Genomic DNA, 17,246 nt, shown 5'->3' on the forward strand with positions numbered 1-17,246 from the left:
CGGCCAAGCACCCCTCTGCCCGGCCGACGGGGGCCCTGACCTACCCGAGGGCGGCCGCGCGGCGGCGCGCCAGGACCTTGGCGTACAGCAGATGGACGATGGCCTCGGCCGCGAGCAGCAGTACCACCAGCCAGGGCGCGAGGGTGTCCGCGCCGAGGACGACGAGGAGGGGGATTCCGATCCCCGGCACCGCCCAGACGGCGACCTGACGCACGGGCCGGCCGAACCTCAGGGCGATCAGGGCGTGCGCCGCGTGGTACATCGCCAGGCCCCCGCAGAGCGCCCACACCGCGCCGCGGGCCAGGTGGTCGTGACCGGACTCCTCCACCGCCGTGGCCAGTCCGGCGGCCATGGAGATGACGGCGGCCGTGACGAAGAAGTGCAGGAAGCCGGCCACGTCACGGGCGAGCAGGTAGGCGTCCCGCCCGCCGACGGCGCCGATGACCCGCTCCGCGGCGGTCGAGGCGAAGTCGAAGTACGACCACCAGAGCGCGGCCAGCAGGACGAACCCGAGCACCGCCACCACACCGGCCGCGGCGGTCCAGGTGTGGTCGGTGGAGGTGATCAGGGCCAGTACGGACTCGCCCAGGACGATGATCACGAAGAGTCCGACCCGTTCGACCAGGTGGCCGGTGTGCAGCCGGCCCGGGACGCCACGGCCGCGCGAGGTGAGCAGCAGGATCATCTCCGCGATCAGCAGGCCGGCCCAGACCGGGTAGATCCAGGGCGCCGGTACGGCGGCGGAGCCGGCCCAGAGCAGTCCGGAGAGCAGGCAGTACGTCAGCGGACGCCAGCGCGGGATCTTGTCGGGCGCGGGGAAGCGGGTGGCGGGCCACCACAGCGCCAGCAGCACGAGGCGCGTCCCCGCGTACCCGAGGGCGTACGCCGGGGCCCGGTCGCCGTCGGCCTCCGGCACCGCGGCGGCCATCACGGCCAGGCAGAGCATCGCGGCCAGCATGGCGAGGCGGCGCCGGGCGCTGTCGTCCTGGAACAGATTGGCGGAGACGGTGAGGTTCGCCCACATCCACCACGGCGGGAAGTAGAGCGCGAGGAAGACGCCGAAATCACGCCAGCTCGGATCGCCGTGGAGACCGTGCGAGAGCTGGGCGACGAAGGCGACGAACACCAGGTCGAAGAAGAGCTCCAGCCATCCGGCGTGCCGGGGCTCGGTCGGGGGCGCGGGGGACGGAGCCGTGGTGTGCGGAGTGCTCATCGGGCCATCCGGAAAGGGCGGGTTTCGACTGCGACACGGACTGGCTGCATCAGATCACGGATCAGCCCTGGTCGCCGCCGAACATGCCTGGGCGGAGCCCGCGACGACCCGATGCGGGGCACGTCGACGATCAGCGGCGCCCTTGACCCGCGGATCCACGCACCCGGGGTTCCGTGCCGGGTTGTCGGCACTCTCACGGACGGCCTTTCCGGTCGTGAGCCTCCGCCCTTGAGTCGATCGCGCTCCTTGTCGTCCAACGTCTCCCGGCGGGCGAAGAGTTCGGCGGCGGCCCGGCCGATCTCGCCCTCGGCGGTGCACGGTGGTTCCGGTGGACTGGCCTCCGCTTCCCCCGCCGTGGCGGTATCTTCACGTCACGTACACAGGATCAACACAGAGCACGAGAGGGCACCTTGAGCCAGCAACACCCCGGCCCGCCGCACCAGCCCGACCAGCCCCCGGCGTGGGGGCAGCCTCGGCAACCGGGGCCCTACGGGCCGCCGCCCCAGAAGAAGAAGCTGTCCACCGGGGCCATCGTCGGAATCAGCCTCGGTGGCCTATTCGCCTTCCTCGTGATTCTCGGCGCCGTGGCCGGGGGCGAGGAGACCGCGGACGGCAAGGCGGCGGCGCAGAAGCCGACGCCCACCGCCCCCGTCACCTCCGCGAGCACGCCGGCCGCCAAGGCCACCGTCCCTGCCGGGCCGTCGTCCATCGAGCCCGGCAAGAAGGCGGAGACCGGGCGGCTTCCCGACTTCGTGGGGAAGGGGCTCCAGTACGCCCAGGACGAGGCCCAGTCCCTCGGCTTCTACCGCCTCCGCTCCCACGACTCCCTCGGCCGCGGCCGCAACCAGGCCTTCGACCGGAACTGGAAGATCTGCTCCCAGACGCCCGCTCCCGGAACGCACAAGACCGACGTCACCATCGACTTCGGCGCCGTGAAGCTCGAGGAGAGCTGTCCGAAGAACGACATGGGAGCACAGCCCGACGCCGAAGCGGGCGGCACGATGCCCGACTTCGTCGGCAAGTCCGTCAAGGTCGCTCGTGGTGCCCTGCCCTCCAACGCGAGCATCACGGTGAAGGACGCCGCCGAGGACCGCATGGTCCTCATGGAGTCCAACTGGAAGGTGTGCGCGCAGAATCCCAAGGCGGGCGCCGGACTCGACGGCCGGCCCATCACCCTCACAGCCGTGAAGTTCGAAGAGAGCTGCCCCTAGGGGTGTCCGGCCCGGCCTGGTCGACGGCCCGGTGCCCGCGTCCGCCCCTCGTCGGCGGGTGCGGGTTCACCGCCCGTCGGCGGGCCAGGGCTGCTTCTCCGTCGTCTCCTCGCCCCCTTGGTCGAGCCGGAACGGCGGGTACGCGTCCGTCATCAGGCCCGCGTAGGCCGCCACGCGGAGTACCCAGCGGTTGAGACCGACCACCAGGACGAACAGATCGCGCGGATACCGGCCGGTGAACGCGAGGGCGATGGCCGCGAAGAGGGTCAGCAAGGTGATCAGACCACCGCTCCACCAGCTCGCCCTCATGCCACCGGCGAAGATGGCGATCACGAGGTAGTGCGGGATGGCGAGCAGCCACCACTTGACGAGGACGAGACCGCGCGAGAGCCGTTCCGGGTACGCGATGTCCAGCCGCGCCGGGTAGTCGGGCTCCGGACCCAGGCTGAAGGGCGGGTAGCGGTCGGTGCCGAGTGCGCTGTACGAGTAGTAGGAGACGCGCCAGGACCAGCGCAGCACCCCGAGATTGAAGTCGAACAACGGGCGCGGATAGCGCTCGGTGAAGAGGATGGCGAAGAACGCGATCACGGTCACGATCAGGAACGCGAGCCAGAGGAAGATCAGCACGATCCAATGGGGGATCACCAGCACCCATTTGACCAGCCACAACCAGCGGGACAGCGGGGTGTCGAGCCGGGCCGTCACCGTGACCGGAGGGTAGGAGGAACGGGAGGTGTCCATATCGTCACTTCCTCGCCGGACCGGTGGTTTCGTACGGGGGCCGGTCGGCGCCCCACCTTCAGGATCACCCCGTTCCGCCCTTCGGCCCACCGGAGCGGGAGCCGGGGGATACGCCCCTACGGCCCCGCCTGCTGCCCGCCCGCCGGCCCCGCCTCGATCCGGTGGCGTACGACCGTCGTCAGGACCGCGAGCCGCGTCGACGCCGCCGGCACCGGGGCGGCAGGGTTCTCGATGCGCCGGGCCGGCTCCGGGAGCTGGGCCAGGTCGGCCTCGAAGCGGGAGCGCGCGGCGTCCAGGGTGTCGGGCGGCTCCGTACGGAGCCCGCCGCGCATCACGGTCCGCAGCAACGGCTCCGTACCGTCCGGCGGCTCCTCATTGGCCAGGCCGACGACGTCCCGGAGGCCCGGACCACGGAAGACCTGCTTGGGGGCGGGCGCCGTCACCTGCGTGGACGCGAGCCTCATGACCGGACGCCCCTCGTACTCGACGAGCTTGTAGGACGCATCGAGATACGGGGCGTCGGCGGCGACGCCGATCTTCGCGCCCACGGCGAAGACGTCGATCGGTGCCCCGTCCCGTACGAGCGAGGCGACACCGTACTCGTCGAGCGCACCGCCCGCGATGATCCGGACGTCCCGCAGCCCCGCCGCGTCGAGGGTGGCCCGGGCCCGGTGGGCGCGCGCCCCGATATCGCCGCTGTCGATACGGATCGCGCAGCCCGGACCGCGCCCGAGGTCCGTCAGGACACGGGCGGCCGTCGCCACCCCACGGTCCGTGTCGTAGGTGTCGACCAGAAGGGTCACCGGGCCCGGGTGGGTGCGGGCGAAGGCCCGGAAGGCGTCCTCCTCCGAGGCGAAGGACTCGACGTACGAGTGGGCCATGGTGCCGGACGCGGGAATGCCGTACTGGGCGGCGGCGGCGACATTGCTCGTGGCGGCGAAGCCGACCAGCGCGCAGAGCCGTGCCGCCTGCAGACCGGCCGCCGGTTCGTGGGTCCGGCGCGAGGAGGAGTCCACGAGAGACCGCCCGGCGGCGGCGAGCACACACCGTGCCGCCTTGGCGGCGACCGCCGTCTGATGACAGAGGAGCGCCACCAGATACGTCTCCACGAGCCTGGCCTGGGGCAGCGGCGCGGTGACCTCCAGCAGGGGCTCACCGGCGAAGACGAGCCGCCCTTCCGGGACCGCGCGGACCTGGCCGTCGAAGGACAGCCCGTTCAGCGGTTCGAGCTCCTCGGCCGGCCGCCCCAGGGCCTCCGCGAACGCACGCACATCGGACCCGCCCACCCGGAACCGCGAGAGGTGGTCGAGCGCGGGTTCGAGCCCGGCGGCCACGAGGAACCCATGCCCCGGCGGCAGGTCGCGTACGAAGAGGCTGAAGGTGGCCGGCGCCCGCATCTCCTCCCGCAGGTACGAGAGCGCCATCGTGACCTCGTACAGCTCGGTCGTGGTCACCAGGGACATACTTCGAGGATGCGCGGCCGACCTGCGCGCCGCACGCGCAAGGGACGCACGACGCCCGATTGCCGCACGAGGTCACCGGCCGGTCAGGCGAACGGGAACCCCACCAGGTGGTAGTGGAGCAGCATGCCCGTCGTCGCGATCGCGGCCGCCGCCGTGATCGTGAACAACAGACGGCCGGTGAAGGTCCACCACCCGCGGAGCCAGGCCGCGACCGCCCCCGCCACCACGCCCAGGGTCGTGGCCACCAGTGCCGCACCCAGCACTGTGACGGCGGACAGGAGCGGCGCCCCCAGGGGGATCATCTCCATCATCGCGTTGCCGTCCACGACGACCGCCGCGAGAGCGGCCGTGAATGCCGCCGCGATCAGGCCGGTCACCGCGGCCGTTGCCCGGGTGGCCCGGGCGGCGGGCGGATGCGGGGTCCGGCCACGGGTGCGCCGTAGCAGGGCGGTCGCCGGGAACGCGATCGCACCGATGACCAGCCCGCCCACGCCGAAGGCGAGCAACCCCTTGTGCAGGGCGGGGGATTGACGCCAGGTCAGTTTCTCGTACGCCGTCGACGGCATCGCCGACGAGACCAGTACCCCGCGCTTGGTGAAGGCGAGCGTCGCACCATGGCCGCCGCGCTCGCGGAAGAGGCCGTCCCCGAGGGCGAGCCAGCTCTGCTCGGGCTGGTCGGGGTCGAGGGAGAGACCGGTGGTGCGCAGTCCGTTCGCGCCGTCCTTCTCCACGGTGACCGACGAGACCAGGCCTTCGACCGCCATGAGGCTGGTGCGGCTGACCCGGGCGGGGCGGTACGTGCCGGTGTACGAGTCGAGGGCGGGGTCGGTGCCGGCAGCGCCTGCGGCGCCCGGGGCCGCGGTCGCCGGGCGCTCCGGGACCAGGGCGTCCACGATGCGATGGATCAGGTCCTTGCCGTCCCAGGCGGCCCGGCCGTCCTCGCCGTCGCCGTTGAAGACGACGAACACCCCCACGTCATGGCCGGGGACAAGGAGCAGGTTCGAGTGGAAGCCGGGGATGTCGCCGTCCTTGAACCAGCCGGTCCGCCCGTCGCGCCGCCACTCCTCGAAGCCGTAGCCGAGGCCGGGCAGCCGGGGGTCCTGCCGGTGGTGCACCTGCTGCATCAGACGGTTCGCCGGAGCCTCGCCGGCGAGCTGGTCGGTCATCCAGCGGCCCATGTCGGCGGCGGTGCTGACGGCCCCCGGCCCGGTCGGGCTCCACGCGCCGTACTGGCCCTTGTCCGCGGTCCAGCCGGACGTACCGCTGGGCCGGTAGCCGCGGGCGAGACGCGCCGCTATCGGCTCCGGCTGAGGCTGGGCGAACGTCGAACTCGTCATGCCCAGCGGCCTGAGGATGCGCTCGTCGACGTACGAGGGGAAGGGCCGGCCCGAGGCCTCGGCGACGAGCTGGCCCGCGAGCGCGTAGCCGTAGTTGTCGTACGAGGCGATCGTGCCGGGGACGCGGATCCGGGGCGGGCGGCGCGTCACGAGGCTTTCGGCGAGCGGTTCGACGTCCTGCGCACGGGCCATGCTGCGGCCGACGAGGTCGCTGTCGAAGCCGGCGGTGTGGGTGAGCAGTTGGTCCAGGGTGACGGGGTGTCCGGGAAACGTGTCGGGGACGGTGACCGCACGGAGGTGGTCGTTGACGTCGGCGTTCGGGTCGATCCTGCCCTCGGTGACGAGCTGGGAGGCGGCCTGGGCCGTGAACAGCTTGGCGAGCGAGCCGAGGAAGAAGGTCGTGCGCCGGGGGTCGACCGGCGTCCTGGTGGCGATGTCGGCGACGCCGTAGCCCTTGGTCAGGACGGTCCTGCCGCCGGAGACGACGGTGACGGCCGCACCGGGGATGCGGTCGTTCGCGAGGTAGCCGGCGACGGCGGTGTCGACGAGGGAGTCGAGAGCGCCGGTGCGGGAATCGCGGGCGTCAGGGAGGGCATCGGCGCTGGGCGGAACGGCCGCGTGAGCGGGTGTGGGGACGGAGACCAGCGTGGCGGAGGTGATCGTCATCGTGATCGTGGCGGCCATCGTGGCGAGGGCCCGTATCGGCGTCGTACGCATAGGTCGACGATCTCGTCCGGACGTGGGCCCGCGGCAGTGCGAGCCGCACCGGTCTCTGTGTATTTCACATGGGTGGGCCGGGTGCGGTGCCCGGCTTGCGTCTACCGTGACCCCATGAACGCCCGCCAGGCCGACCGGATCGCCGACGGCTCCGAATCCGGTCCGACGCCCGCGGTCGTGTCCGTGGTCCTCGTCGTCGTCATTCTCGGATTCTCCTTGGAACCCGGTGTCCTCCAGCCGCGCCCGGCCGCCGTGCCGATGCTGCTGCTCCAGATGATCACCTGCCTGCCTTCGACGCGGCGGCTGCGCGGGGCGTGGACCCTCGCCGCGCAGATCCTGCTCGCGCCCTGGTCCGGCCTGCCCGGCTTCCTCGGCGCCTCCGTGCTGCTGGTCGTCGAACGGCCCGTCCGCTGGGCCCTGTTCGCGGTCGTCGTCATCGCCGGTGGGCTGCTCGCCCCCGGCGACGGCGGTGTCCATTCCGTGCTCAACGGCATCGGCAACGCTCTCGCCCACGGCCTGATCATCTACGCACTCACCCGGCTCACCGACCTCTACGCCGAACTCCGCGCCACCCGCGACGCATTGGCACAGGCACGTGTCACGGCCGAGCGGGAGCGTGCCGGGCGGGACCTCGACGCGGTGCTGGGAACGGCCCTGGCGGAGATCGTCCGGCTGGCCGGAGGGGGAACGCGGGGAGCGCGGCAGCTGGTGACGGTGGCGCGGGCGGCGACGGATCGCGTACGAGCCGCTCCGTCCGCGCAGTCCGCCGACGGCGCGGACATTCCCCTGGGCGCCCTGACACCCCGGCTCGCGTGGCCCATCGTCGTCGCCACCCACATCGAGTACCTGATCGTGGGCGCGGCCTTCCTGCTCGACGACGGGGTGACGGGCGGGCGATTCGCCGCGTACGCGGCCGCGTTGACGGCCGTCGTCGGTCTGCAGGCGTACCACTCCCTTCCGCGTCCGCCGGGGGTACGTCCCCGGTGCGTGGCGTGGACGCTCGGCGCGCAACTCGCCCTCGCGCTGGGCGTACTGGCGGCTCCGGACGGGCCGTACCCCCAACTGGTGGCGTTCGCGGCGGCCTCGGTGCTGATCGTCCTCCCGGGGCGCATCGCCTGGCCCGCGGCAGCGGCACTGACTGCCCTGGTGGCGGTCGTGGCGCTCGTACGGACGGACGGCCCCGGAGCCCGGGGCGCCGCGGTCCTGGTCCTCGACGTCGTGGTGATCGCTCTGGTCTTCCACGGCCTGGCTCTGCTCACCGGGCTGGTCCACCAGGTGCGGGAGGCCCGCGGAGCGCTCGCCTCGCTGGCGGTGGCCCGAGAGCGTCGACGCATCGCCCGGGACGTCCACGATCTGCTGGGCTACGGACTGTCGGCGATCGCGCTGAAGGGCGAGCTGGCGGCCCGCGACCCGGACCCGGTACGAGCCGGCGGCCATCTCGCCGACGCGGCGGCGCTGGCGAGCCGAGCACTCGCGGACCTTCGGGCGATCCCGGGGGACGGCACGGAACTCACGCTCGCCGAGGAGGTGGACTCCGCCCGGAAGGTGCTGGCCGCCGCGGGCATCGCCGTGCGGGTGCGGGGCGAGGTGGAGCACGTCGGAGACGCGGCGGCGGCGCTCTTCGCCACGGTGCTGCGGGAGGCGGTGACGAACGTGCTGCGGCACGCCCTGGGGGCACGACGGTGCGAGGTGGAGGTCGGCGCGGGGCTGTTGCGGGTGGCGGACGACGGCCGCGGGCCGCTGGCGGAGGGAAGCACCGCGGCGGCCGGCGCCGGCGGCAACGGGCTGGGGAATCTGCGCGAGCGCGTGGCGGCGTTCGGCGGGCGGCTGGAGGCCGGGTCGGCCCCGGACGGCCGCGGCCACGTCCTGACCGTCCGGCTGGAACCCGAGCCCGTTTCCGGGCCCGTCTCCGTCGGAGGATGACTCCGCGTCATCCCAGCCAGCCCTCCTCCCGGGCGATCCGCACCGCGTCGAGCCGGTTGCGGGCTTCGAGCTTGGTGACCGCCGCGCCGAGGTAGTTCCGTACGGTGCCCTGGGTGAGGTGCAGTTCGCGGGCTATGCGCTCGAGTTCCGCGCCGGTGGCGGCCAGCCGCAGCACGTCGGTCTCGCGGGGGGTGAGCGGACTCTCCTTGGCGGTGAGCGCCGCGGCGGCGAGCTTCGGGTCGATGACGTGTTCCCCGGCGGCCACGCGGCGGATCGCGCCCGCGAGCTGGTCCGGCGGGGCGTCCTTGAGCATGAACCCGCCGACCCGTGCGGCGAGTGCGGACCGCAGCGCCTCCGGGCGGCCCAGCGCGGTGAGGATCATGACCCGGCACTCGGGAAGCGCGACGGAGAGGTCGCGGGCGGCGGAGAGCCCGTCCGTGCCGGGCATGTCCAGGTCGAGGACGGCGACGGTGGGCCGGTGGGCGAGGGCTGCGGGGACGACGGCGTCCCCGCGGGCCACTTCGGCGACGACATCCATGTCGTCCTCGAGACCCAGCAGGGCGACCAGCGCCCCGCGGATCAAGTGCATGTCCTCGGCCAGCAGAATCCGGATCATGGTTCCTCCCCCGGAAGGATCGTATCGGCTGCCGAGGGGGGCGGTCCGACGTGCGTTCAGCCGGAGGGTCGCCGTGGCGGTCGTCCCGCGCGGTCGTCGTTCAACGCTGTGAGCCGGGGCTGGGGTCGGAGGGGTCAGGATCCGTCCGCGGCCGCGAGCAGTGCGGCGACGTCCAGCTTCCCCATGGCGAGCATCGCCTTCATCGCCCGCTGGGCGCGTGCCTCGTCCGGATCGGTGAGGAGCTCCTCCAGGACGGACGGCACGACCTGCCAGCTCAGACCGAACCTGTCCTTGACCCAGCCGCACGGGCCTTCCTGCCCGCCCTCGGACAGCTTGCTCCAGTAGTAGTCGACCTCCTCCTGGTCCGCGCAGTCGATGAGGAAGGACACGGCCTCGTCGAAGGTGAACTCGGGGCCGCCGTTGATGGCGGTGAAGTGAGTGCCGTCCAGGACGAAGTCGACGGTCAGCACGGTTCCGGCCGGGCGGGGGCCGGCCTCGCCGTAGTAGGACACGTTCTTGATCTCAGAGTTGGGGAAGACCGAGCAGTAGAACTCCGCGGCCTCCTTGCCCTGCGTGTCGAACCAGAGGTTGGGGGTGATCCGGGGCATCGCGTTCTCCTGATCTCGCGTGACCGCCGTCCGGCGGCCCGGGAATCATGGCTCCACCACGCCCCGAATCCACGCAACCAGCCCCTGCGCCCCCTCAGGTCCATGCGGAAGAGGGAAGCCAGGTGCCGATCCGGCGTCCTCCGTCCACGGTCGCCCCCTACACCGGCCGCGCGCCCTGGCACCACGCCAGCGTGTTCCGCGGCGGGCGGCGGCGCCGACCGGCGGTGTGGAGGCCCTCGGGAGGGGTGCGGCCTGCTTCGCCGTCATCTGCGGAGGTGGGCGCCGACAGGCGTCGGCGAGCACACCGGCTCGCCCGGGCCTAGCGTGGATGTGCAGCCGATCCGCCGGAGAAGGGGTTACGGCCATGAGCAGCGCCATGGACAAGGCCAAGGGCAAGCTCAAGGAGGTCGCCGGAAAGATCACCGGCAACGAGCGGCTTGAGGCAGAGGGCAGGACCGACCAAGCGAAGACCAAGATCCGCGAGACGGTGAAGGGCGTTCGTGAGCGTGCCGAGGGCATCAAGGACTCACTCAAGCGCGACCGCTCCTGATCGAGCCGGCCTCGGAGAGCTCGTGCGGGGCTGGCCGGCTGTCGGTTGTCGCCAGCCCCACCGGCGTCCCGTGGCAGTCCGGGTCAGGGCATCTCGTCGGGGTCGCAGCTGGCCCGGCGCAGCCCGATCGTGCGCAAGGCGCGCATCAGGGCTTCGGAGTCGCCCTCGCGTACGACGTGGACGGCTCCGTCAACCGCGAGGGCGGACATGGCTCGGGGCACGCGGTCGGCGGCCGTCCGCAGGACCACCCCGCTCGGCGGGTCCAGCGCCCGCACCCCGCGGAACATGCGGAGGACCTCCGGGGCCGCGTCGAGGCTGTCGAGCCCGGCGACCAGGGACAGGACAGTGATATCGGGCAGCAGGACGCGGGCGTGCGCGAGACCGATCGTGGGGTCGTGTGCATGTGACACGACCCGGAAGTGCGGGTTGCGCTGGATACCCGAGCGCAACAGTTCCAGCTGCTCACCGTCGGGCACGCCGACCACCAGGACCGTCATCACCCCACCATCCTGCTTTCCGGCACACCGCGAGGCGACCCGAGACACGGAGCCGGGGCGGCACGCCGACTCGTGAGGAGCGTCCGGGGGGGCGTGCGACCAGGCGGAACTCGCTCCGCACCCGCATGAGTGCGGCAGCACATGATCGGATCGGACCGCAGCGGTCGGGTACAGCAAGGGGTTCTTCCGGCAGGGTTGACCTCGAAAGGAGGCCTCGTGATCTCGGTACTCAACCGGCTTGTCGATCTCGTCGAGGAGCGCCTCGCGGAGGAGCTCGACGTCAACGGATTGGCCAGGGAGCTCGGCACGACCGAATACCACCTGCGCCGGATGTTCTCGTCGTTGGCGGGCATGCCGCTGTCGGAGTACGTGCGCCGGCGCCGCATGACCGTGGCCGCCGCCGACGTCGTCCGCGGCGAGGACGATCTGCTCAGTATCGCCGTCCGGCACGGATACGGCTCGACCGAGGCGTTCGGACGCGCGTTCCGCGCGGTCCACGGCGCCGGTCCCCGTGACGTGCGCCGCGACGGAGGCCCTCTACGTACACAACCACGGCTCAGGATCCGTCTGACCGTCGAAGGGAGCATCCCCATGGACACCCGCCTCGTCGACCGCCCCGCGTTCCGGCTGGTCGGACACGCCGCCCGGGTTCCGCTCATCCACCAGGGCGTCAACCCGCACATCCAGCAGCACATCACCGCACTGCCGCAGGAGGAACATCTCCGGCTGAAGGCCCTCGGCGACACCGAACCGGGGGGCCTGCTGCAAGTCTGCGACGACCTCGACCCCGACGGCACGGAGGGTTCCGAACTGACCTACCTGCACGGGGTCGCACTCTCCCGGGACACGGCGTCCCCCGACGACCTCGACGCCATCGAGGTCCCGGCCGGCAGGTGGGCGGTCTTCCGCACCGCCGGACCGCATCCGCAGGCCCTGCAGACGACCTGGGCCGCGACCGCGACCGAGTGGTTCCCCTCCAACCCCTGGCGTCTCCGCCCGGGCCCCTCGATCGTCGCGGTCCTCGACCGCGCGGACGACTTCAGCACCGCGACCTGCGAACTGTGGCTACCGGTCGAACCGGCGTGAGGGACTGGGGTCACGGAGAGCGTTTCGTAGACCCTGCGGCGAGGACATGAGCTGTGGTCAGCGTTGCCAGGGGCGGCGTTTGCGTTGGACGGCTGTCAACCACGACTGAGGCTTTTCGACGCCCGCGAGGCTGGTCAAGTTCTCTTCAGTGGCGCGGTCTTGAACCTGACGCAGGAGTTCGCTCTCGTCGCGGCGTACCGCTTCACGCAGTGCTTCGCAGGAGCTGATGCCCGCGCCGAGGATCAGGTGCAGCATGCGGGGGTCGCCCAGGTCCTCGTGGACTTGCGCAAGCAACGCTACGTCGCGCATCTGCTGGATGCTCACGGCGGAAGCCTTCAGGTGTGCGGCCAGCTGCGCCTGTAGCCGAGTGGTGTGGGTGAGGCGGGTGACTTCGCCGGCGGTGGTGATCCCCGCTTCCTGAAGCGTCACACGATGTGGGACGAACGCGGGCAGGTCAAGGAACTCCTGGGGCGGCAGGGCACGTACCAGCTGTCTGAACCTTCTGTCGGAACGCAGCTTTCGAAAACACGGGTCCGCGGCGGCGTCCATCCTGTCGTCGTCCGTGACGAGCGCGAATTGCAGATCGTCCAGCGCGTACTCACGCTGCTGCTTGCGGATCTCGCGAGGCAGCCGGCGCAGTTCGGCCAAGAACATGTGCAGGCACGCGTGATCGTAGGTCAGCCGTGGTGACGGGTCGGAGCCCTCGTGGGAATGTTCTTTCGGGACTCTGTACAGGTACACACCCTTCAAGGCGCCGATACAGCGCAGAAGGTTCACAGCGAGCGGGCGCATCGCCTCGGCTTGTCCTTGCAGCTGCTTTCGGTTCCAGGATGTCGAACACAGGCGGTAAAGCTCGTCCGCGGAGTTCCTGGCGTTCTGCAGATAGGCCTCCACATGGGTGCCTTCGTCCCGGGAGGCCATGTCGGCATTGAGCCACTGGGTGGTGCGGCTGTACAGGACGCGGATCTTCAGCGGCACCCAGCCTTCCTCTTCATCGGGCTTTTCTGACAGACCTGATCGTTCGTACTCGTTGTCCAGGGTCCGCGCGAACGAGGCAAAGTTCGTCTCTTCGTGCGGGATGTTCGCGTAACCCGCCCACAGGTACTCGAAGCGTGCCAGCACGTTCCCTGGATCCTCGTCGGTGGCCCGGGACAGGAGATCCACACGCTGCTCGCTGCGATTCTCGTTTCCCAGAAGCGACTTGCTCTTCGCGATGACTTGCAGCGCGACGCTCTTCCACTTCCGGGCCCCGCACAGATCCTCCTTCAGTTCCTGGTGCACTTCGCTGAGGTGCACCAGGACGAAGGCGGCAGCGCCGGTGAGCATCTGCGCTCTTGTCCGGTCCTGGTCGGTGTCCAAGGGGAGTCCGAGTTCCATCCTGCTGAACACCGCGCTCTCCGCGTGCCGCCCGTTGCGGGAGACAGCGGTCGCCACCCTGTTGTCGTCCACGAGTGTCACGCGTGCCCGCCAGGTGAGATCGGGCCGAAGGGCGAAGAACAGACGCGACAGTGCCCCGACGACGTGGCCGGCGGGCAGCACGCTCAGTTCTTCAGTGGGGATCTTGCTCAGAGAGGTTGTGGCCAGAGCGGAGGTGGCCCGATTGAGAGCCTTCGGTGTTTCCGTGCCGAGCCCCTTCATTCGGGCCAGCAGGTAGTCGGTGGCGGCCGCGTTCACGTTCCCGTCGGGCTGCTGCACTTCCACCTGGAGGCGCAGGTTCTGCCCGAACGCCGTCGAAGTCAGGAGAACGCCGATCAGAGCGAGAGCGATGTGGGCCGCCATCAGGCGCGTCTCGTAAGCGATGGGGACCATCAGAATCACGATCGCTGCCACGACCACAAGGCCGAGTGAGACGACCAAGGCCAGCCAATCCAGGAAGCGGCTCTGGCGTGTGCCCCACCACACCAGCAGGCCTGCACCTACCCCGATCGCGAGAATGACCAATGCTGCGATCCAGCACTGCATCCACGTCGGGGTGAAGGGATTGAACATGGCGAAGAGAGGCGTCATGATCGCCGCGCCGACCAGCAGAGAGAGGCCGACGCCCTTCGTGATGCGCCGTACCCCGGTCGGCCAGGCGACTGAGCCCACTTTCACCCAGAGCCATGAGGACAGACCGGCGAGCGCACCGAGCGCCAGGAGCCCGATCGCGCTGAAGAGCACGAGTCTGCCCACGGGGAGGACCCAGTCCCCATAGAACCGATTCCAGTTCGATGCCGCCGTCGGCAGGGGGTGAATCTCCAGGTCCGCCACCTGAGCGATACCTGCCACGGCGCCCGCGTTGGCCGCATCAAGTCTCAGTGCGGCGCGGAACATCCGCTCCGCCCGGTCCAGGTCTCCCGAGCGAATCAGTTGCTGACCATCCGTGACGTGCTCCGCCGCGGCCTGACGCGCTGCTGCCACGAGTGGTAGGCCCTTAACGGCACAGTTGCGCTCGTCGTCGGCCGGCTTCACGGATTCGTACAGCTTCTTCGCCCGGTCGAGTGAGCCGGCTTTCAGGTGCCCCTCGGCGGCAGCGCAGACCTTGTCCGCCGCAGGGTTCGAGGGAGCGGCACCCACCACCATCAGGACGGTGAATGTCACGACCGATGCGGTCCGGCACACGCGTGTCCACATGCCCGCAAGTCAACCGACTCACGGGGGAGAAGGCTCCTTGAACGTGGTCGAGACAGGTGTCATCGGCCACCTTGGGGCGATGTGGCTCGGAATCGAAACTCCCAGACAGGAGCCCTATTGGGCCCGTCGCCATGGGGCGCGCACTGGACTGGGGGAGTGGTGTGCCCGGTCAGGGGGCCAGCCGGGTCACAGCGGGAGGAATGGACGGCAAGCACTGCCGCCGACAGGGGCAGGCGGGATGGCCCACTCAAGGTTTGTCGCAGATCCTTGTGAGCCGGCCGGCTGGGGGAATCCTGAATCCTGGATCGCGTGGTCGATCGCGGATCATCCTCGTAGGACGACGGCACCGACGCCGTCGTCGCCGCCGGGGTCGAAGCCGGCCGACCGTGTCGTGTCCAGACTGTCCACCTTGGACCACAGCGGCCAGCTCGCAGCGTCCACCAGCAGCTTCCAGACGATGTCCGGCGAGGCGCTGGTGGTCACGGTGACGTCAGTGGTGATGGTCGCCACAGGCGACGCCCGGGGGTTTCGAGGCCGGCCGTAAGGGGTGCGTGAAGAGGGGGCCGGTGGGCGTATGGACGGCGACAAGGAGTCTGGGATCCGTACCCGGCGGCCCTCAATCTGTTCCTCGACCTGCTCACTCGGAGGAACCAGCACCATGGCCATAGACACGGGCAAGCCGACCACGGCGGCAGAGGGCACCGGCACGGAGGAACCTCCCGATACCGGAGCCGGTGACCGGCACAAGCTCACCGCGCTCCAAGGGCTCGCCGCGCTGTCCCTGGACGCGATGGCGTCGGTGGCGTACGGGCCGGAGTCGATCGTGCTCGTGCTGGCGGTCGCCGGAGCGTACGGGATGGGCTTCACGCTCCCCGTCACGCTCGCGATCGCCGCGCTCCTCGCCGTGCTGGTGGCCTCGTACCGGCAGGTGATCGCCGCGTTCCCGGACGGCGGCGGCTCGTACGCCGTGGCCAAGCGGCACCTGGGACGGCGTACCAGCCTCGTGGCCGCCGGCTCCCTGATCCTCGACTACGTCCTGAACGTCGCGGTCTCCGTCACCGCCGGTGTCGCCGCCCTGACCTCGGCCTTCCCGCAGCTCTACGGTGAGCGGACCTGGATCTGCCTCGGCGTCCTCGTCCTGGTCACGGCGGTCAACCTGCGCGGTGTCGTCGACTCCGCCAAGGCGTTCCTGCTGCCGACCGCCCTGTTCGTCGGCTCGATCCTCGCGATGATCACGGTCGGCCTCTTCCGCGACGGCCCCGTCAGCACCGCCTCCGCCGAGGGTCATGCCTCCGCGCTCGGCGAGGGCGCCACCGCCGTCGGTGCCCTGCTGCTGCTCAAGGCCTTCGCGGCCGGCTGCTCCGCCCTCACCGGTGTCGAGGCCGTCGCGAACGCCGTACCGTCCTTCCGCGCCCCGGCCGCCCGCCGCGCCCAGCGCACCGAGGTGGCCCTCGGCGCCCTGCTCGGCGTGATGCTGATCGGCCTGTCCATCCTCATCGGCCGTTTCCACCTCCAGCCGGTCGAGGGCGTGACCGTCCTCGCGCAGCTCGCGGACGCCTCCTTCGGGCACAACCTGGCCTTCTACGTGGTCCAGTTCGCGACCATGGTGCTGCTGGCGCTGGCCGCCAACACCTCCTTCGGCGGCCTGCCCGTCCTGATGAGCCTGCTGGCCCGCGACAACCACCTGCCGCACCTGTTCGCCCTCAAGGCCGACCGCCAGGTGCACCGCCACGGAGTGCTCGCGCTCGCCGTCGTCTCGGCCCTCCTACTGGTCTTCTCCGGCGGCGACACCAACACCCTCGTCCCGCTGTTCGCGATCGGTGTCTTCGTCGGCTTCACCATCTGCCAGGTCGGCATGGTCCGGCACTGGTACGGCGAACGAGGCAAGGGCCGGCGCGCGAAGGCCGTACTGAACGGATTCGGCGCCCTGTTGACGGGTGTCGCGGCCGTCGTCGTCACCGCCACCAAGTTCACCGAGGGCGCCTGGCTGATCGTCCTCGCCCTGCCGCTGCTGGTCCTCGGCTTCGAGCGGGTCCACCGCGCCTACGGCCGGATCGGCGAGCGTCTGGAGCTGGGCCGGGTCCCCGAACCGCCGCAGCGTGCCCACTCGCTGGTCGTCGTTCCCGTCTCCGGACTGTCCAAGCTGACCTGCAAGGCGCTCACCGCGGCCCGTTCGCTGGGCGACGAGGTGCTCGCCGTCACCGTCACCCACCCCGCGCCCGAGGACCGCCGGGCGGCCGAAGCCCTGCGCCGCGACTGGGAGTTGTGGAGCCCGGGTGTCGAACTCGTCGAGCTCGACTCGCAGACCCGCGCCCTCGGCCGCCCCGTCTCCGGCTATGTCCGTGAGCTCACGGCCGCCCATCCGGCCTCCCAGATCACCGTGCTGATCCCGGAGACCGAGCCCGCGCACATCTGGCAGCGCCTGCTCCAGAACCAGCGCGGCTCCGTCGTGGCGCATGCCGTGCGCCGCGACACGGACGCCGTGATCTGCCGGCTCCGCTTCCGCATCACCGACGACGCGAGCTGACACCGCCCCCACCGGCCGCCCCGCCAGCCACCCCCAAAGGAGGCGGGGCTTACCTTGGGCCGGCGGAAACGCCCCCCAGGACGTCTCAGGTATCCGTCAGAAGAAGGCGAGAGCGCCTACGTCCCCAAACCGCCCGCCCCCCCC

Annotated in this window: 14 protein-coding genes; 5 read left to right on the plus strand and 9 right to left on the minus strand. The window is 70.9% G+C overall.

Features of this window, described 5'->3' with window-relative positions:
* Positions 1-40 precede the first annotated feature (40 nt).
* Positions 41-1,213 carry a low temperature requirement protein A gene (locus ACFVZW_RS14045; protein ID WP_384520645.1) on the minus strand — a complete coding sequence of 391 codons (1,173 nt, stop codon included), beginning with the start codon at positions 1,211-1,213 and terminating at the stop codon, positions 41-43.
* A 410-nt stretch (positions 1,214-1,623) separates the two neighbouring features.
* On the opposite strand from ACFVZW_RS14045, the gene ACFVZW_RS14050 reads away from it, so the two are divergent.
* Positions 1,624-2,424 carry a hypothetical protein gene (locus tag ACFVZW_RS14050; protein ID WP_384520647.1) on the plus strand — a complete coding sequence of 267 codons (801 nt, stop codon included), beginning with the start codon at positions 1,624-1,626 and terminating at the stop codon, positions 2,422-2,424.
* A gap of 66 nt (positions 2,425-2,490) precedes the next feature.
* Here the strand turns inward: ACFVZW_RS14050 and ACFVZW_RS14055 are convergent, their stop codons facing one another.
* The 3 genes from ACFVZW_RS14055 to ACFVZW_RS14065 form a co-directional block, all read right to left on the minus strand.
* Positions 2,491-3,165: a DUF4389 domain-containing protein gene (locus ACFVZW_RS14055; protein WP_384520649.1), complete on the minus strand. Its 675-nt coding sequence runs from the start codon at positions 3,163-3,165 to the stop codon at positions 2,491-2,493.
* Positions 3,166-3,281: 116 nt separating this feature from the next.
* Positions 3,282-4,628, minus strand: a complete 1,347-nt coding sequence (locus ACFVZW_RS14060; RefSeq protein WP_384520651.1) for a nicotinate phosphoribosyltransferase — start codon at positions 4,626-4,628, stop codon at positions 3,282-3,284.
* A gap of 83 nt (positions 4,629-4,711) precedes the next feature.
* Complete coding sequence (locus tag ACFVZW_RS14065; RefSeq protein WP_384520653.1) at positions 4,712-6,682, minus strand: serine hydrolase domain-containing protein; 1,971 nt, start codon at positions 6,680-6,682, stop codon at positions 4,712-4,714.
* A gap of 114 nt (positions 6,683-6,796) precedes the next feature.
* Between ACFVZW_RS14065 and ACFVZW_RS14070 the strand changes: the two genes are divergently transcribed.
* Positions 6,797-8,605 (plus strand): sensor histidine kinase, encoded by a 1,809-nt coding sequence (locus tag ACFVZW_RS14070; protein WP_384520654.1) that lies wholly within the window; start codon positions 6,797-6,799, stop codon positions 8,603-8,605.
* 7 nt (positions 8,606-8,612) lie between these two features.
* Here ACFVZW_RS14070 and ACFVZW_RS14075 read toward each other — a convergent pair whose 3' ends face one another.
* Together ACFVZW_RS14075 and ACFVZW_RS14080 are read right to left on the minus strand one after the other, a co-directional pair.
* Entirely contained in the window at positions 8,613-9,221 is a 609-nt protein-coding gene (locus tag ACFVZW_RS14075; RefSeq protein ID WP_384520656.1) for a DNA-binding response regulator, read from the minus strand.
* 134 nt (positions 9,222-9,355) lie between these two features.
* Positions 9,356-9,829, minus strand: a complete 474-nt coding sequence (locus ACFVZW_RS14080; RefSeq protein ID WP_384520658.1) for a VOC family protein — start codon at positions 9,827-9,829, stop codon at positions 9,356-9,358.
* 364 nt (positions 9,830-10,193) lie between these two features.
* Here ACFVZW_RS14080 and ACFVZW_RS14085 point away from each other — a divergent pair, with 364 nt between their 5' ends.
* Complete coding sequence (locus ACFVZW_RS14085; protein WP_384520659.1) at positions 10,194-10,379, plus strand: CsbD family protein; 186 nt, start codon at positions 10,194-10,196, stop codon at positions 10,377-10,379.
* Positions 10,380-10,462: 83 nt separating this feature from the next.
* On the opposite strand, the gene ACFVZW_RS14090 is transcribed toward ACFVZW_RS14085, so the two are convergent.
* On the minus strand, positions 10,463-10,876 hold the full coding sequence (locus ACFVZW_RS14090) for a hypothetical protein (protein ID WP_384520661.1): 414 nt from the start codon (positions 10,874-10,876) through the stop codon (positions 10,463-10,465).
* Between the two features lie 216 nt (positions 10,877-11,092).
* On the opposite strand from ACFVZW_RS14090, the gene ACFVZW_RS14095 reads away from it, so the two are divergent.
* Entirely contained in the window at positions 11,093-11,962 is an 870-nt protein-coding gene (locus ACFVZW_RS14095) for a GyrI-like domain-containing protein (RefSeq protein ID WP_384520663.1), read from the plus strand.
* Between the two features lie 57 nt (positions 11,963-12,019).
* Here ACFVZW_RS14095 and ACFVZW_RS14100 read toward each other — a convergent pair whose 3' ends face one another.
* The gene (locus tag ACFVZW_RS14100) at positions 12,020-14,542 is read right to left on the minus strand and encodes a DUF4332 domain-containing protein (RefSeq protein WP_384520664.1); all 2,523 of its coding nucleotides are present in this window, start codon (positions 14,540-14,542) and stop codon (positions 12,020-12,022) included.
* Positions 14,543-14,899: 357 nt separating this feature from the next.
* On the minus strand, positions 14,900-15,085 hold the full coding sequence (locus ACFVZW_RS14105) for a hypothetical protein (protein ID WP_384520666.1): 186 nt from the start codon (positions 15,083-15,085) through the stop codon (positions 14,900-14,902).
* A gap of 148 nt (positions 15,086-15,233) precedes the next feature.
* Between ACFVZW_RS14105 and ACFVZW_RS14110 the strand changes: the two genes are divergently transcribed.
* On the plus strand, positions 15,234-17,102 hold the full coding sequence (locus ACFVZW_RS14110; protein ID WP_384520668.1) for an APC family permease: 1,869 nt from the start codon (positions 15,234-15,236) through the stop codon (positions 17,100-17,102).
* The last annotated feature ends 144 nt before the right edge of the window (positions 17,103-17,246 follow it).

Source organism: Streptomyces sp. NPDC059567 (genome assembly GCF_042735655.1).
Taxonomy (GTDB): Bacteria; Actinomycetota; Actinomycetes; order Streptomycetales; family Streptomycetaceae; genus Streptomyces.

Excerpts from the sequence above, each read along its gene's own strand:
- ACFVZW_RS14090 (WP_384520661.1), bottom strand. The coding sequence starts at position 10,876 with ATGACGGTCCTGGTGGTCGGCGTGCCCGACGGTGAGCAGCTGGAACTG.
- ACFVZW_RS14080 (WP_384520658.1), bottom strand. The coding sequence starts at position 9,829 with ATGCCCCGGATCACCCCCAACCTCTGGTTCGACACGCAGGGCAAGGAG.
- ACFVZW_RS14060 (WP_384520651.1), bottom strand. The coding sequence starts at position 4,628 with ATGTCCCTGGTGACCACGACCGAGCTGTACGAGGTCACGATGGCGCTC.
- ACFVZW_RS14045 (WP_384520645.1), bottom strand. The coding sequence starts at position 1,213 with ATGAGCACTCCGCACACCACGGCTCCGTCCCCCGCGCCCCCGACCGAG.
- ACFVZW_RS14110 (WP_384520668.1), top strand. The coding sequence starts at position 15,234 with ATGGCCATAGACACGGGCAAGCCGACCACGGCGGCAGAGGGCACCGGC.
- ACFVZW_RS14085 (WP_384520659.1), top strand. The coding sequence starts at position 10,194 with ATGAGCAGCGCCATGGACAAGGCCAAGGGCAAGCTCAAGGAGGTCGCC.
- ACFVZW_RS14065 (WP_384520653.1), bottom strand. The coding sequence starts at position 6,682 with ATGCGTACGACGCCGATACGGGCCCTCGCCACGATGGCCGCCACGATC.
- ACFVZW_RS14055 (WP_384520649.1), bottom strand. The coding sequence starts at position 3,165 with ATGGACACCTCCCGTTCCTCCTACCCTCCGGTCACGGTGACGGCCCGG.
- ACFVZW_RS14075 (WP_384520656.1), bottom strand. The coding sequence starts at position 9,221 with ATGATCCGGATTCTGCTGGCCGAGGACATGCACTTGATCCGCGGGGCG.
- ACFVZW_RS14070 (WP_384520654.1), top strand. The coding sequence starts at position 6,797 with ATGAACGCCCGCCAGGCCGACCGGATCGCCGACGGCTCCGAATCCGGT.